Consider the following 13,145-nt stretch of genomic DNA (forward strand, 5'->3'; position numbering starts at 1 on the left):
CGCGTCGGCGACGCCGGCCGGGCCCTGCAGGCCGATGCCGCCGAGGCCCGCTCCGGCGCCCCGGCCGCCGGCCACGACGCCGGCTCCGGCCACACGGTCGACGCGGCGAAGGAAAGCGCCAAGGCCCCCCTCGAAGCCGCGCAGCCCGGCGCTCACCGACCCGGCACGCCCGACCCGGCCCTGCCGGGCTTCGCCGCCGGCCTGCAGGCCGCCACGGCCGGCCCTGCGCCGGCCGGCGCCACGGCCGCCGCCACGACCTCCGCCGGCATCGCCTCGCCGCCGCAAAGCGCCGCGTTCGCGCCCGAGGTGGCCACCCGCGTCAGCCTGATGGCCGTGGACGGCGTGCAGCATGCCGAGCTGCAGCTCAACCCGGCCGACATGGGCCCCGTGGCCGTGCAGATCGTCGTGGACGGCGCGCTGGCCCAGGTCTCCTTCCATGCCGCCCACGCCGAGACGCGCCAGGCGCTGGAACAGAGCCTGCCCGACCTCGCCGCCGCACTGCAGGGCCAGGGCCTGACGCTGTCGGGCGGCGGCGTCTTCCAGCAGGCCCGGCAGGATCCGCGCGGCGGCGGCAACGACACAGGCGCTGCCGACCGCGGCAACAACGGCGCCGCCGGCTCGCGCGCGGCCGGCAGCAACGGCATCGACACCCCGGCGGCACGGCGCACGGTGGGCCTGCTCGACACCTTCGCCTGAAGCTGAAATGGAATTAGCCACGCGCCACGCTGGCTAATCCAGGCTTATCGGCCCATCCCGGGGTCAATAATCGGGCGCAGTGCTGCCCATTGCGACCGTTGGGCCGCGGACGTTCAAGGAGTTCTCATGGCGACTGCGCCGGCTGCCGAAGGAGCCGCCCCCAAGGGAGGCGGCAGCAAGAAGCTGATCATCATCATCGCCGCCGTGCTGGCGCTGGTGCTGGCCGGCGGCGGCGCGGCACTGATGCTGCTGAAGAAAAAGCCTGCCGACGACGGCGAGGACGGCGCCGACACCACCGAGGCGCCCGCCAAGGCCAAGGCCCATGCCAAGAGCGACCACCCGCCCACCTTCGTGCCGCTGGACCCCTTCACGGTCAACCTGGCCGACAAGGACGTGGACCGCTTCGCGCAGATCGGCGTCACGCTGCAGGTCGACGACCCGCACTTCGCCGACCAGATCAAGGCCTATATGCCCGCCATCCGCAGCAATGTGCTCATGGTGCTGTCGCACAAGACCGCCGTCGAGCTGCTGACCCGCGAGGGCAAGGAAAAGCTGGCCAAGGACATCTTGCGCGAATCCCTGCGCCCGATGGGCATCGAGCCGGACGAGGAGGACGAGGACGAGGCCCCGGCGGCCGACGGGGCCAAGAAGAAAAAGAAGAAGAAAAAGGCCCACGTCGAGAGCCCGATCACCCAGGTCCTGTTCTCCAACTTCATCGTGCAGTGACCGCAGATTCGCCATGAATCAGCAGATCCTTTCCCAAGACGAAGTCGATGCACTGCTCCAGGGCATCACCGGCGAGAGCCAGAAGCTCGAGGCCGAGGAGGAGCAGGTCGGCGGCATCCGCGAGTACAACCTCGCGAGCCAGGAGCGCATCGTCCGTGGGCGCATGCCCACGATGGAGATCATCAACGAGCGCTTCGCGCGCAACATCCGCGTCGGCCTCTTCAACTTCATCCGCAAGAGCCCCGAGGTGGCCATCGGCGGCATCAAGGTGCAGAAGTACAGCGCCTTCCTTCGAGAAATCGTCGTCCCGACCAACTTCAACATCGTGTCGGTGAAGCCGCTGCGCGGCAGCGGGCTGATCGTCTGCGACCCGACGCTGGTGTTTGCCGTCATCGACTCGCTGTTCGGCGGCATCGGCAAGTTCCACGCCCGCATCGAGGGCCGCGACTTCTCGCCGACCGAGCAGCGCGTCATCACCCGCATCGTCGAGGTCATCCTCGCCGAGTACCACAAGGCCTGGAAGGGCATTTATCCGCTGGAGCTGGAGTACCAGCGCTCGGAGATGCAGCCCCAGTTCGCCACCATCGCCACGCCCAGCGAGATCGTCGTGTCGACCTCGTTCACGCTGGAGATCGGCGAGACCAGCGGCACCATCTATTTCTGCATCCCCTACTCGACGCTGGAGCCCATCCGCGACGTGCTGTATTCGACGACGGTCGGCGACTCCTCCGAGCCCGACCGGCGCTGGATCAACCTGCTGAAGACGCAGATCCAGGCGGCCGAGGTGGAACTCGTCGCCGAACTGGGCACCGCGCCGGCCACCGTGGAGCAGCTGCTGGCCTTCAAGGCCGGCGACTTCATCGAGCTCGACCTCGAACCGCTGATCCAGACCAAAGTGGACGGCGTGCCCGTCTTCAGCTGCCACTACGGCACCTCCAACGGCAAATACGCCCTCAAGATCGACAAGTTGCTGACCGGCTCTCAGGAGAGCTGGCTGGGAGCCAAACATGAGCCCTGATTCACCCAGCCAAGAAGAACAGGACGCGATGGCCGCCGAATGGGCGGCGGCCCTGGCCGAGGCCGCGCCGCCGCCCGCGCCTGCCACCCAGGTCGCCACCGAGGTGGCGCCCGAACAGGTGTCCACGCCCAGCTTCGCCAACTTCAGCCCGACGACGGCGGGCGGCACGGCCGGCGACATCAACATGATCCTGGACATCCCCGTCCAGCTGACCGTGGAGCTCGGCCGCACCCGCATCCCGATCAAGAACATCCTGCAGCTGGCCCAGGGCTCGGTCGTGGAGCTCGACGCGCTGGCCGGCGAGCCCATGGACGTGCTCGTCAACGGCTACCTGATCGCCCAGGGCGAGGTCGTCGTCGTGAACGACAAGTTCGGCATCCGGCTGACCGACATCGTAACGCCTTCGGAGCGCATGCGCCGGCTGAGCAAGGCCGCATAAACAGCGGCCCTTTCCCCGCTCAGTTGCCGGGATCGACGCCTCAAGTCGGTCCGCAGAATGCCGAGGCATGAATGCCTCCGGCCTGCTTCCCTTCCTCTGGTTCCTCGCCATCGTCGCGCTGATCCCGGTCGCGCTGTGGCTGCTCAAGCGCACGCCCATGGGTGGTGCCGCAGCGACCGGCGTGCTGCGCGTCGTGGCCCAGCTGCCGACGGCGCCCAACCAGCGCCTGCTCGTCGTCGAGGTCGGCCAGGGCGAAGACCGCCGCTGGCTCGTGCTGGGCGCGACCGCCCAGCACGTCACGACGCTGCATGTGATGCCGCCGCAGGCCGAGCCCCCTGCGCCGGCCTCGTTCGCCAAGCTGCTGGGCAAGGAGCGCGGCGATGCGGCTTAAGCCCTTGCTGACCGGCGCGGCCCTGCTCGCCGCCGGCACCGCCTTCGCGCAAAGTGCGACGCCGCCGGCCACGCTGCCGCTGCTCGTCGGCCAGGGCGCGGGCGGCAGCTATTCGGTCCCCATCCAGACGCTGCTGTTCTTCACGGCCCTGGGCTTCCTGCCCGCGGTCATCCTGATGATGACGGCCTTCACGCGCATCGCCATCGTGCTGAGCCTGATGCGCCAGGCGCTGGGCACGCAGGCCGCGCCGCCCAACCAGGTCATCGTCGGCCTGAGCCTGTTCCTGACCTTCTTCGTCATGAGCCCGACGCTGGACAAGGTCTACGCCGAGGCCTGGCAGCCCTACAGCGCCGGTACCATCCAGTTCGACGAGGCCCTGAAGCGCGCCGAGCTGCCGATGCGCGGCTTCATGCTCAAGCAGACGCGCCAGGCCGACGTGGCGCTGTTCGCGCGCCTGGCCAGGCTGGACAGCGGCGTCAAGCCCGAGGACGTGCCCTTCAAGGTGCTGGTGCCGGCCTTCGTCACGAGCGAGCTGAAGAGCGCCTTCCAGATCGCCTTCCTGATCTTCATCCCCTTCCTCGTCATCGACATGATCGTGGCCAGCGTGCTGATGAGCCTGGGCATGATGATGCTGTCGCCGGTGCTGGTTTCCCTGCCCTTCAAGCTGATGCTGTTCGTGCTGGCGGACGGGTGGAACCTGCTGCTCGGCTCTCTTGCTGCCTCATTCGTGACCTGACCATGGACGCCCAACAAGTCTTCACCTTCGGCCAGCAGGGCCTGTACATGATGCTGCTGGTGGCCGCGCCCATCCTCATCGTCGTGCTGCTGGTCGGCGTCGTCGTCAGCGTGATCCAGGCGGCCACGCAGATCAACGAGTCCACGCTGTCCTTCGTCCCCAAGGTCATCGCCGCCGTGCTGACGCTGGCCGTTGCCGGGCCGTGGATGATGACCGAGCTGGTCGAGTACATCCAGCGCACGCTGCAGACCATTCCCAGCGTCGTGGGCTAGATGTTCTCCGTCACCGAGGCGCAACTGCTGGCGTGGCTGAACCCGCTGCTGTGGCCCTTCATCCGCACGCTGGCCCTGTTCGCCGGCATGCCCACCTTCAGCCAGCGCAATGTGCCGCTGCGCCTGCGCATCGGCCTGTCGCTGTTCATCGCCGTCGCGGCCCAGCCCTCGCTGCCGGACATCCTGCCCACGCCGCTGGACTCGCTGCCCATGCTGACGCTGCTGATCGCCCAGCAGCTGCTGATCGGCCTGTCCATGGGCTTCGCGGTGCGCATCGTGTTCGCCGCGCTGGAGTTCGCCGGCGAGATCATCGGCCTGCAGATGGGCCTGAACTTCGCCGGCTTCTTCGACCCCGGCAGCGGCGCCCAGGGCACCGCCAGCGCGCGCTTCTTCGGCAGCATGGTGGCCTTCCTGTTCATCGCCATCAACGGCCATCTGCTGCTGATCAACGCGCTGGTGCAGAGCTTCCACGCCTTCCCGGTCGGCGCCGAGCCCTTCGCCTTCCTGCGCGTGGCCATGCCCCAGCAGTGGGGCGCCGAGATCTTCAGCATCGGGCTGTGGATCGCGCTGCCGCTGATCACGATGCTGATGTTCGTCAACCTCGTGCTCGGCGTGATCTCCCGCGTCGCGCCGCAGATCGGCGTGTTCTCGGTCGGCTTCCCGCTGACCGTCAGCATTGGCCTGATCGGCATGGTGGCCACGCTGCCGCTGATGCAGACGCCGTTCACGGTCGCCCTGGAGCGACTGCTCGCGGCGTTCAGCTGAGTCTCAGAGCTCGCGCAGCGCCGTCGTCACCGGCAGCGATGCCGCCCGCACCGCCGGGAACAGGCCGCCGACGAAGCCGATGGCGAGCGCCCACTTGATGCCTTCCCACAGCAGGCCCGGCGACACGGCCAGGTTGAAGCTGAGCTTGCCGACCGAGCCGGCCGACATCGTCGAGGCCTCGAAGCCGTTGAACACCAGCCAGGCCAGCAGTCCGCCGATCAGGCCGCCGATCAGGGCCAGCAGCGTCGTCTCCAGCATCACCGCGACGACCACAGGCACGCCGCGGAAGCCGATCGCGCGCAGCGTCGCTATTTCGCGAGCCCGCGTGGCCACGGCCGCGAACATGGTGTTCAGCGCGCCGAACACCGCGCCCACGGCCATGATGGCGCCCACGGTGATGCCGATGATGCGCAGCACCTGGGTCATCTTCTCGCTCTGCTTGGCGAAGAACTCCAGCGTCGTGCTGGCCTTGACCTTGAGCTGGGGGTTGGCCTCCAGCGCATCGCCGAAGGCCTTGATCGCCGCCGCGTTCTCCAGCTTGACCGTGGCCGAATTGCGGCCGGCGCCGCGCCGGTAGGTGTCGTTGACGACGTTGGCGTCGGCCCAGAGCTCCGACTCCATCGCGTCGCCCGACGCGAAGATGCCGACGATGGTCCAGGGCTGGTTGCCAAGCTTGAGGCCGGCGCCGACCTTGAGGCCCTCGAACTGGCGCACCGCGCCCTTGCCGACGAGGATCTCGCGCAGGCCCGGCTGGAAGGTCCGGCCCTCGATGAGCTTCACGTTGGGCCGCACCGCGAAGGCCGCCTCGCTGATGCCGCGCACCTGGGCGCTGCCCTCGTCGCCGGTCTTGCTGCCCTTGACCGGCAGGTTGGCCGCCACCACGGTCTCGGCCGAGACGATGGGCTCGCCCTTGGCGTTGCGGGCCACGCCGGGCGCCTGCTCGATCTGCACGAGGTCCTCGCGGCTCAGCGACGACGACACCTCGTTGGCCGACGCGCCGCGCATGACGATGGCGGTGTCCAGGCTGCCGGAGTTGCGCAGCGTCTGCGCATAGCCCTCGGCCATGGCCAGCAGGGCCACCAGCACGCCGACGACGCCGGCGATGCCGACGACGATGACGGCCGAGGAGCCCAGGCGCTGCGTCAGCGTGCTGATGCCGACGGCGGCGACCGAGCGGGCCTGCGCGCCGCTGCGGAACAGGAACATCCACAGCGCCACCAGCACGGCCAGCGCGAGCGCGCCCTGCCAGGGCATCAGCACCCAGGCCACCAGCACCACGACCAGCAGCAGCACGAGTCCGAGGTTCTTCAAAAATTTCATGTCATGCCCTCCCGGCGAGTGCATCGGTGATGTTCACGCGCATCGCGCGCAGTGCCGGCAGCGCGCCGACCGCAAGCCCGAACAGCAAGGCCAGGCCGATGCCGATCAGCCAGCTGGCCAGGCCCGCCGCGGGCAGGTTGAGCGCGCCGCCGCTGCCGGCGCTGACGGCCGGGCCGATGACGCTGGCGAGCAGCAGGCCGACGGCGCCGCCGATCAGCAGCAGCAGCACCGACTCGGCCAGCACCATCGCGAGCACGCTCTCGCCCGAGAAGCCCAGCGTCTTCAGCACCGCGATCTCGCCGGTGCGCTCGCGCACGGCCTGCATCATCGTGTTGCCGGCCAGCAGCAGCAGCGTGAAGAACACCGCGCCCATGATGGAGGTCACGATCAGGTTGATGTCGGCTACCTGCTTCATCCAGCTGGACATCGCGGCCTGCTCGGTCAGCGTGCGGGTCTCGTGGTCGGAGTTGGCCGAGATCGCGTCGATGGTCTTGAGCACGCGGTCGGCCTGGTTCACGTCCTTCACGCGCGTGACGTACCAGCCCACCTGGCCCTGGTTCCAGGGCGTCGTGTCGTCGAAGTATTTCCAGTTCAGCAGGAACATCTGGTCCCACCAGCCGGCGGTCTTCTTGTCGGCCACATGGATGAGGCCGACGATGGTGAAGGGCCAGTTCTGGCTGCCGTTCCTGTCCGGGAAGATGGTGGACTGCATGGGCACCTGGTCGCCCACCTTCCAGCCGAACTTGCGCGCCAGGCCCTCGCCGACGAGGGCGCCGTTCTTGGTCTCGGCGAAGGCCTTGCGGTGCTCGGCCGAGACTTCCATCTCGGGGTAGACGTCCAGGTAGTTGGGTGCCACGGCGAAGCTGAAGACCTGGTTCTCGGGCTTCTGGTAGGCGCCGCCGAACCAGTTGGCGAAGGTGGTGTCCTTCACGCCGTCGATCTGCGTGATGCGCGCGCCCAGCGACATCGGCAGCAGCTGGATGAAGCTGAGCCTGGAGCCCGTCTGCAGGCGCTGCGCGCCGTTGGCGCTCTGGCCGGCCTGGTCGAAGCCGACGCGCACGGCGTCCAGCAGCCCGAACAGCAGGAAGGCCGTGACGATGGAGACCAGCGTCAGCAAGGTGCGCCCCTTGCGCCGGAACAGCGCGGCCCAGATGAGGTGGAGGTATTTCATGCCAGTCTCCGCAGAGCCGCCTCAAGGAGGCTGGGCGCCCCCTCGGGGGGCAGCGAACGAAGTGCGCGTGGGGGCTTCATCATTTCACCTCGCGGATCAGGCCACGGCCTGTTCGACCAGGGTGCCTTTATCCAGATGCAGCGTGTGGCTGGCGCGGGCGGCGGCGCGCGGGTCGTGGGTGACCATGACGATGGTCTTGCCATGCTCGCGGTTCAGGGCCTGCAGCAGCGTCAGCACGTCCTCGGCGGACTGGCGGTCCAGGTCGCCGGTGGGTTCGTCGCAGACCAGCAGCGTCGGGTCGGACACGATGGCCCGCGCGATGGACACGCGCTGCTGCTGGCCACCCGACAGCTCGGTGGGCTTGTGCGCGGCGCGGTCGGCCAGGCCCACCAGCTGCAGCGCGATGGCCGCGCGCTTCTTGCGCTCGGCCGCGGTCAGCCTGGTCAGCAGCAGCGGCAGCTCGACGTTCTTCTGCGCCGACAGCGTCGGCATCAGGTTGTAGAACTGGAACACGAAGCCGACCCTGGACGCGCGCCACTTGGCCAGCGCCGCACCCGACAGCTTGTCGATGCGTTCGCCGCCGACGCTGATGGCGCCGCCGCTGGGCGCATCCAGGCCGCCCATCAGGTTCAGCAGCGTCGTCTTGCCGGAGCCAGACGGGCCCATCAGCGCGAGGAAATCACCCTGCTGCACATCGAGGTCGATGTGGTGCAGCACCTCCACCTTCTGCTTGCCGCGGGTGTAGACCTTGGACAGGTCGCGGACTTCGATCAAAGCGCTCATGCTCATTCCTTGTTCACGACGTTGGAACCATTCTTCAGCTCGGCCGGCGGCGACACGATGACCGTCTCGCCCGCCTTCAGGCCCTCGGTGGCCAGCTTGAACTTGCCGGCGTCGGCAGCGAGCTTGACCGTGCGCTGCTGGGCGCGGCCGTCGCTGACGACGAAGACGCTGCTGGCGCCGTCGCGCTGCGTCACGGCCTCGGGCGGCAGCAGCACCCCCGGCGCCGGCTTGGCCTCGGCCTTGGGCTTGGCCGCCAGGAAGCTCACGCGCACGCCCATGTCGGGCACGACGCGCTCGTCCTTCCGGTCCAGCGCCACGCGCACCTTGACGGTCGCCTTGCCGCGGTCGGCGCTGGGGATGACGGCGACGACGTGGGCCGGGATCTTCCAGTCCGGATAGGCGTCGAGCACGGCCTCGCAGGGCATGTCGGACTTGACCTGGGCGATATAGGCCTCGTTGACGTCGACGTTCACCTCCAGCGAGTCCATGTCGACGATGGTGCCCACGCCGGTGCGTGTGAAGCCGCCGCCGGCCGACAGCGGCGAGATGATCTCGCCCACCTGGGCCGCGCGCGCCGTGACGACGCCGTCGAACGGCGCCCGCACGGTGGCGTAGTCGAAGTTCACGCGCGCCGCGCGGGCCTGAGCCTGGGCCGCCTCGATCTGGCGCTGCGCCACCTCGAGCTGGGCGCCCACGGTCTTGACGGCCGTGGCCGCCAGCTCCTGGGCCTGGTGCGTCGTCATGCCGCCGGCGGCCAGCTCGGTCTGGCGGCGCGAATCGGCCTGGGCCTGGGCGAGCTGGGCGCGCAGCTGCCCGAGGTTGGCCTCGGCGCTGCGCACCTGGGCCTCGGCGGCGGCCAGGCCGGCCCTGAGGCCGGTGTCGTCCAGCCGCGCCAGCACCTGGCCCTTGCGGACCTTGAAGCCCTCGTCGATCAGCACCTCGGTCAGCGTGCCGGTGATCTGGGCCGACACGGTGGCCATGCGCCGCGCCGTGACATAGCCCGTGGCCTGCAGCACGGCATCGGCGCTGTGGCCCTCGCCGTTGGCGCGCACCGTCGCCGTCTGCACGGCGATGGGCCGGTTGCCGGCCATGAACCACCAGGCGCCCGCGCCCAGCAGCGCCAGCACGACGAGGCCGGCGATCAGCCCCCAGATCCACTTCGGCGGCCCGCCGTCATGGTCGTCACGCTGCGCGCCTTCGATGCGCAGCTCCTTCAGCAATCCGGTATCGATGACACGCTCCCCGAAAGTCTGGCGCCGCAGGCCTCGCACGGCCCGCCGGCGGCTGGCCTGACCGGCCATCCAAATGGAACCCGGCGCGCATTGTGCAGTGGCTGCTGCCACGGCCTGTCATCAATCGACGAACGGCCGCCAGGACTGCCGAATCGACGAAAGGCGGTGACGAACGGCGGTCAGCTCGCGACCAGGCCGTTGCGGATGGCGTAGACCGTCAGCTCGGAGTTGTTCGTCAGGCCCAGCTTCTCCAGCACACGGGCACGGTAGACGCTGACCGTCTTGGGGCTGAGCATCAGTTCCTCGGCGATGTCCGACAGGCGCTTGCCGGACGCGATCATCACCAGGGTCTGCAGCTCGCGGTCGGAGAGCTTCTGGTGGGCCTGCTCGGTGACGGGCGCGGTGAGGCTCTCGACGAGCATCTGCGCGATCTCGGGCGTCACGTACTTGCGCCCCTGGGCCACCGTGCGCACGGCCTGCACGAGGCTGGCCGGCTCGCCGCCCTTGTTGACATAGCCGTAGGCGCCGGCGCGCAGCGCGCGGATGGCGTACTGGTCCTCGGGATACATGGACACGATCAGCGTGCGCACCGTGGCGCCCTCGTCCTTCAGCACATGCAGCACGTCCAGGCCCGAGCGGCCCGGCATGTTGATGTCCAGCACCAGCACGTCGCAGGGGCTGTCCTTGCCGAGCTTGTGCCCCAGTTGGTGAAGAAGGCCGCGCAGCTCGGTGTAGTCGCCGGCCTCACCGATGACCTCGATGTCGCCGCTGTCGGCCAGCGTGTCGCGGATGCCGCGGCGGATCAGGCCGTGGTCGTCGCAGAGGATGACGCGGATCACACGCGCCCCCAGATGGAGGCGCTGTCGTGGTCCTCGCCGAAGTCGGTCGCATCGTCCAGCGCGTCGATGGCGTCCTGGGCCAGCGGCACGGTCAGGATCAGGCTGGTGCCGCCGCCCGGCGAGGCGGACAGGTCGACCCAGCCGCCCACGGTCGCCGCGCGCTCGTGCAGGCCGCGGATGCCGAAGCTGCGCTCCTTGGCCAGGTCGCCCGGCGCGATGCCGCGGCCGTCGTCGCGGATCTCCAGCGTCAGCACGCCCGAGTCCAGGCTGAGCTCGATGTCCACACGGGTCGCCTGCGCATGCTTGGACACATTGGTCAGCGCCTCCTGCGCGGTGCGGTAGGCCACCAGCGGCACGCCGGGCGGCAGCTCCAGGCGCTCTTCGCCGATGCGCAGGCCGGCCTCGATGCCGGTGCGGCGCTCGAAGCGCGCCGTCATCCACTGCAGCGCGGCCACCAGGCCCTGCTCCAGGATGGCGGGGCGCAGGTTGTGCATGATGCGCTGGCTGGCGTCGATGGCCGAGTTGACCGTCTCCAGCGCCGCGCCGACGCGCTGGCGCACCTCGGGCTCGGTGGCGTGGCGGTCGATCCAGGCGAGGTCGAACTTGATGGCCGTCAGCGAGCCGCCGACGTCGTCGTGGATCTCGCGCGCGATGGCCGCGCGCTCCAGCTCGACGCTGGTCTGCAGATGGCCGGCCAGCTGGTGCAGGCGCTGCTTGGACCTGACCAGTTCCTGGTCGGCCGCCAGCCGGGCGCGCTCGTTCTCGGCCGCGTCGATGGCGTGCAGCAGGGCCGGCGCGAGGCGGTTCAGGTTGTTCTTCAGCAGGTAGTCGGACGCGCCGTTGCGCATCGCGGCCACGGCGATGTCCTCGCCGATCTCGCCCGAGATCAGGATGAAGGGCAGCGGCAGCGCGCGCGCCTTCAGCGCGTCCAGCACCTCCAGGCCCGAATAGCCCGGCAGGTTGAAGTCCGAGATGACGGCGTCCCAGCGCTCGTCCAGCGCCGCCAGCACGGCCGGCAGCGCATCCAGCCGCTGCAGCTCGACGCTGAGCCCGGCGCGCGTCAGTTGCGTCGAAATGAGCTGATGGTCGAGCTCGGAGTCCTCGACATGCAGCACGCGCAGGACCCGGGGCGCCTGCTCCTCACCAGAAATCGTCATGGGGGCGCAGTATGCCGCCCTGCGCGGCGTGCCGCCCGGCGCCACACTCAAGCGGTGCCGGAGCGGTAATACGGCTCGTTCTCTCGACATCTCGCGGTCGACAGTGGCGGGAAAAGGGGTGAACATGCCATGATTCACTCACCCCTGAGGGGAACCACAGGGCACAGGGCAACCAGGACAAAAAGCGGCATCCCCTCGCGGAGACACGATGCAGACAGACACCTCCACCGCAGCCGACCTCGACGGGGCCTTGGCCGCCATGCCGCTGCTGGCGGCCGCGGAGCTGCAGGATCACCTGATGACGGTGACCCACGACCTCGAGCGCCTGCAGCGCCTGCTCGACGACGCCGGCGAGGCCCTGTCCACCCATTTCTACAGCGCCTCCAACCAGGTCATGACCCTGCTGAGCGGGACCGACGGCGGCCCGGCGGCCGAGGGGCTGAAGCAGATCATGCAGGACGTCGCCGGCGCCATCACGGCCCTGCAGTTCCAGGACATGGCCACGCAGCTGATCGCCCACACCAGCCAGCGCCTGCGCAACTGCGCCGACCAGCTCGCCCGCGACACCTTCGGCATGGACGACGAGGACGGCGCGGCCGTCGTCGAGATCGCGCCGCTGCGGCCCAACCCGGTCACGCAGGACGAGATGGACGCCGGCTCCATCGAACTATTCTGATACCCCAGCCCCCCAGGCAAAAAACGTTCTCTCGGAGAAAACTCAAATGCACTCAATCCTCGCTGTCGACGACTCGGCCTCGATGCGCCAGATGGTGGCCTTCACGCTCAAGAACGCCGGCTTCAACGTGGTGGAAGCAGTGGACGGGCAGGACGCCTGGGAAAAGTCCGGCCAGCGCGATTTCGACCTGGTGCTCACCGACCAGAACATGCCGCGCATGGACGGCATCAGCCTGACCAAGAAGCTGCGCGAGAACCCCAAGTTCAAGACCACGCCCATCCTGATCCTGACCACCGAGTCCAGCGACGCGATGAAGCAGGCCGGCCGCGCCGCCGGTGCCACCGGCTGGCTGGTCAAGCCCTTCGACCCGGCCAAGCTGATCGAGGTGATCGGCAAGGTCATCCGCTGAAGTCCATTGCAGACGGAGCACAGCCATGGGTGACATGACCACCGAAGGCGCCAGCATCAGTGCCGGCATCGACCTCAGCCAGTTCTACCAGGTCTTCTTCGAGGAAGCCGGCGAGAACCTCGACAACATGGAGCAGCTGCTGCTCAACGTCAACGTCGAGGCCGCCGACGACGAGGAACTGAACGCCATCTTCCGCTGCGCCCACTCCATCAAGGGCGGCGCGGCAACCTTCGGCTTCTCCGACGTCGCCGAGCTGACCCACCAGATGGAGACGCTGCTGGACAAGCTGCGCCGCCACGAGCTGCAGCCCAACGCCGCGATGGTGGACGTGCTGCTGCAGTCCGGCGACGCGCTGCGCGCCCAGCTCGGCCGCCACCAGGGCTCGGGCGCCGCCCCCTTCGACACGACCGACCTGCTGGTCAGCATCAAGAGCTTCGTCGAAGGCGGCGCCGCGCCCGCCGCGCCGGCCCCGGCGCCCGCCCCCGCGGCGGCCGCACCCGCGCCGGCCGCCGAGG

At 69.1% G+C, this 13,145-nt stretch carries 17 protein-coding genes; 11 read left to right on the forward strand and 6 right to left on the reverse strand.

The window, feature by feature from the left end; genetic code table 11:
* From NYP07_RS23605 to fliR, 8 genes are all read left to right on the forward strand, one after another.
* The coding region (locus NYP07_RS23605) for a flagellar hook-length control protein FliK (protein ID WP_268154616.1) at positions 1-696 on the forward strand (696 nt) is incomplete at its 5' end.
* A gap of 126 nt (positions 697-822) precedes the next feature.
* Positions 823-1,422, forward strand: a complete 600-nt coding sequence (locus NYP07_RS23610; RefSeq protein WP_268154618.1) for a flagellar basal body-associated FliL family protein — start codon at positions 823-825, stop codon at positions 1,420-1,422.
* Between the two features lie 13 nt (positions 1,423-1,435).
* Positions 1,436-2,440, forward strand: a complete 1,005-nt coding sequence (gene fliM / locus NYP07_RS23615) for a flagellar motor switch protein FliM (protein WP_268154620.1) — start codon at positions 1,436-1,438, stop codon at positions 2,438-2,440.
* Positions 2,430-2,879 (forward strand): flagellar motor switch protein FliN, encoded by a 450-nt coding sequence (gene fliN, locus NYP07_RS23620; protein WP_268154622.1) that lies wholly within the window; start codon positions 2,430-2,432, stop codon positions 2,877-2,879. Before fliM ends, fliN begins: the two co-directional genes overlap by 11 nt.
* A 67-nt stretch (positions 2,880-2,946) precedes the next feature.
* Positions 2,947-3,270 (forward strand): FliO/MopB family protein, encoded by a 324-nt coding sequence (locus NYP07_RS23625; protein ID WP_268154624.1) that lies wholly within the window; start codon positions 2,947-2,949, stop codon positions 3,268-3,270.
* Complete coding sequence (gene fliP / locus NYP07_RS23630) at positions 3,260-4,006, forward strand: flagellar type III secretion system pore protein FliP (RefSeq protein ID WP_268154626.1); 747 nt, start codon at positions 3,260-3,262, stop codon at positions 4,004-4,006. The genes NYP07_RS23625 and fliP overlap by 11 nt, the downstream gene beginning before the upstream one ends.
* 2 nt (positions 4,007-4,008) lie before the next feature.
* Positions 4,009-4,278, forward strand: coding sequence for a flagellar biosynthesis protein FliQ (gene fliQ / locus NYP07_RS23635; RefSeq protein WP_268154628.1), 270 nt, complete (start codon positions 4,009-4,011; stop codon positions 4,276-4,278).
* The gene (gene fliR / locus NYP07_RS23640; protein WP_268154630.1) at positions 4,279-5,043 is read left to right on the forward strand and encodes a flagellar biosynthetic protein FliR; all 765 of its coding nucleotides are present in this window, start codon (positions 4,279-4,281) and stop codon (positions 5,041-5,043) included.
* A gap of 3 nt (positions 5,044-5,046) precedes the next feature.
* Here the strand turns inward: fliR and NYP07_RS23645 are convergent, their stop codons facing one another.
* From NYP07_RS23645 to NYP07_RS23670, 6 genes are all read right to left on the reverse strand, one after another.
* Positions 5,047-6,363: an ABC transporter permease gene (locus NYP07_RS23645; protein WP_268154632.1), complete on the reverse strand. Its 1,317-nt coding sequence runs from the start codon at positions 6,361-6,363 to the stop codon at positions 5,047-5,049.
* A gap of 1 nt (position 6,364) precedes the next feature.
* On the reverse strand, positions 6,365-7,534 hold the full coding sequence (locus NYP07_RS23650) for an ABC transporter permease (protein ID WP_268154634.1): 1,170 nt from the start codon (positions 7,532-7,534) through the stop codon (positions 6,365-6,367).
* A 96-nt stretch (positions 7,535-7,630) separates the two neighbouring features.
* A complete protein-coding gene (locus tag NYP07_RS23655; protein WP_268154636.1) occupies positions 7,631-8,323 on the reverse strand; it encodes an ABC transporter ATP-binding protein in 693 nt (230 codons plus the stop codon).
* Positions 8,320-9,537: an efflux RND transporter periplasmic adaptor subunit gene (locus NYP07_RS23660; RefSeq protein WP_268154638.1), complete on the reverse strand. Its 1,218-nt coding sequence runs from the start codon at positions 9,535-9,537 to the stop codon at positions 8,320-8,322. The genes NYP07_RS23655 and NYP07_RS23660 overlap by 4 nt, the downstream gene beginning before the upstream one ends.
* Positions 9,538-9,728: 191 nt before the next feature.
* The gene (locus NYP07_RS23665; protein ID WP_268154640.1) at positions 9,729-10,388 is read right to left on the reverse strand and encodes a response regulator; all 660 of its coding nucleotides are present in this window, start codon (positions 10,386-10,388) and stop codon (positions 9,729-9,731) included.
* Complete coding sequence (locus tag NYP07_RS23670; RefSeq protein WP_268154642.1) at positions 10,385-11,545, reverse strand: hybrid sensor histidine kinase/response regulator; 1,161 nt, start codon at positions 11,543-11,545, stop codon at positions 10,385-10,387. The genes NYP07_RS23665 and NYP07_RS23670 overlap by 4 nt, the downstream gene beginning before the upstream one ends.
* Positions 11,546-11,753: 208 nt before the next feature.
* On the opposite strand from NYP07_RS23670, the gene NYP07_RS23675 reads away from it, so the two are divergent.
* The 3 genes from NYP07_RS23675 to NYP07_RS23685 all read left to right on the forward strand — a co-directional run.
* Positions 11,754-12,221: a hypothetical protein gene (locus tag NYP07_RS23675; RefSeq protein WP_268154644.1), complete on the forward strand. Its 468-nt coding sequence runs from the start codon at positions 11,754-11,756 to the stop codon at positions 12,219-12,221.
* Positions 12,222-12,267: 46 nt separating this feature from the next.
* Entirely contained in the window at positions 12,268-12,630 is a 363-nt protein-coding gene (locus tag NYP07_RS23680; RefSeq protein WP_056199337.1) for a response regulator, read from the forward strand.
* Positions 12,631-12,655: 25 nt separating this feature from the next.
* The coding region (locus tag NYP07_RS23685; protein ID WP_268154653.1) for an Hpt domain-containing protein at positions 12,656-13,145 on the forward strand (490 nt) is incomplete at its 3' end.

The sequence above is a fragment of the Pelomonas aquatica genome (genome assembly GCF_026712205.1).
In the GTDB taxonomy this organism is placed as follows: domain Bacteria; phylum Pseudomonadota; class Gammaproteobacteria; order Burkholderiales; family Burkholderiaceae_C; genus Pelomonas; species Pelomonas aquatica.

Coding starts and splice junctions, on each gene's coding strand:
- NYP07_RS23610 (WP_268154618.1), top strand. CDS start 823: ATGGCGACTGCGCCGGCTGCCGAAGGAGCCGCCCCCAAGGGAGGCGGC.
- fliM (WP_268154620.1), top strand. CDS start 1,436: ATGAATCAGCAGATCCTTTCCCAAGACGAAGTCGATGCACTGCTCCAG.
- fliN (WP_268154622.1), top strand. CDS start 2,430: ATGAGCCCTGATTCACCCAGCCAAGAAGAACAGGACGCGATGGCCGCC.
- NYP07_RS23625 (WP_268154624.1), top strand. CDS start 2,947: ATGAATGCCTCCGGCCTGCTTCCCTTCCTCTGGTTCCTCGCCATCGTC.
- fliP (WP_268154626.1), top strand. CDS start 3,260: ATGCGGCTTAAGCCCTTGCTGACCGGCGCGGCCCTGCTCGCCGCCGGC.
- fliQ (WP_268154628.1), top strand. CDS start 4,009: ATGGACGCCCAACAAGTCTTCACCTTCGGCCAGCAGGGCCTGTACATG.
- fliR (WP_268154630.1), top strand. CDS start 4,279: ATGTTCTCCGTCACCGAGGCGCAACTGCTGGCGTGGCTGAACCCGCTG.
- NYP07_RS23645 (WP_268154632.1), bottom strand. CDS start 6,363: ATGAAATTTTTGAAGAACCTCGGACTCGTGCTGCTGCTGGTCGTGGTG.
- NYP07_RS23650 (WP_268154634.1), bottom strand. CDS start 7,534: ATGAAATACCTCCACCTCATCTGGGCCGCGCTGTTCCGGCGCAAGGGG.
- NYP07_RS23655 (WP_268154636.1), bottom strand. CDS start 8,323: ATGAGCATGAGCGCTTTGATCGAAGTCCGCGACCTGTCCAAGGTCTAC.
- NYP07_RS23670 (WP_268154642.1), bottom strand. CDS start 11,545: ATGACGATTTCTGGTGAGGAGCAGGCGCCCCGGGTCCTGCGCGTGCTG.
- NYP07_RS23675 (WP_268154644.1), top strand. CDS start 11,754: ATGCAGACAGACACCTCCACCGCAGCCGACCTCGACGGGGCCTTGGCC.
- NYP07_RS23680 (WP_056199337.1), top strand. CDS start 12,268: ATGCACTCAATCCTCGCTGTCGACGACTCGGCCTCGATGCGCCAGATG.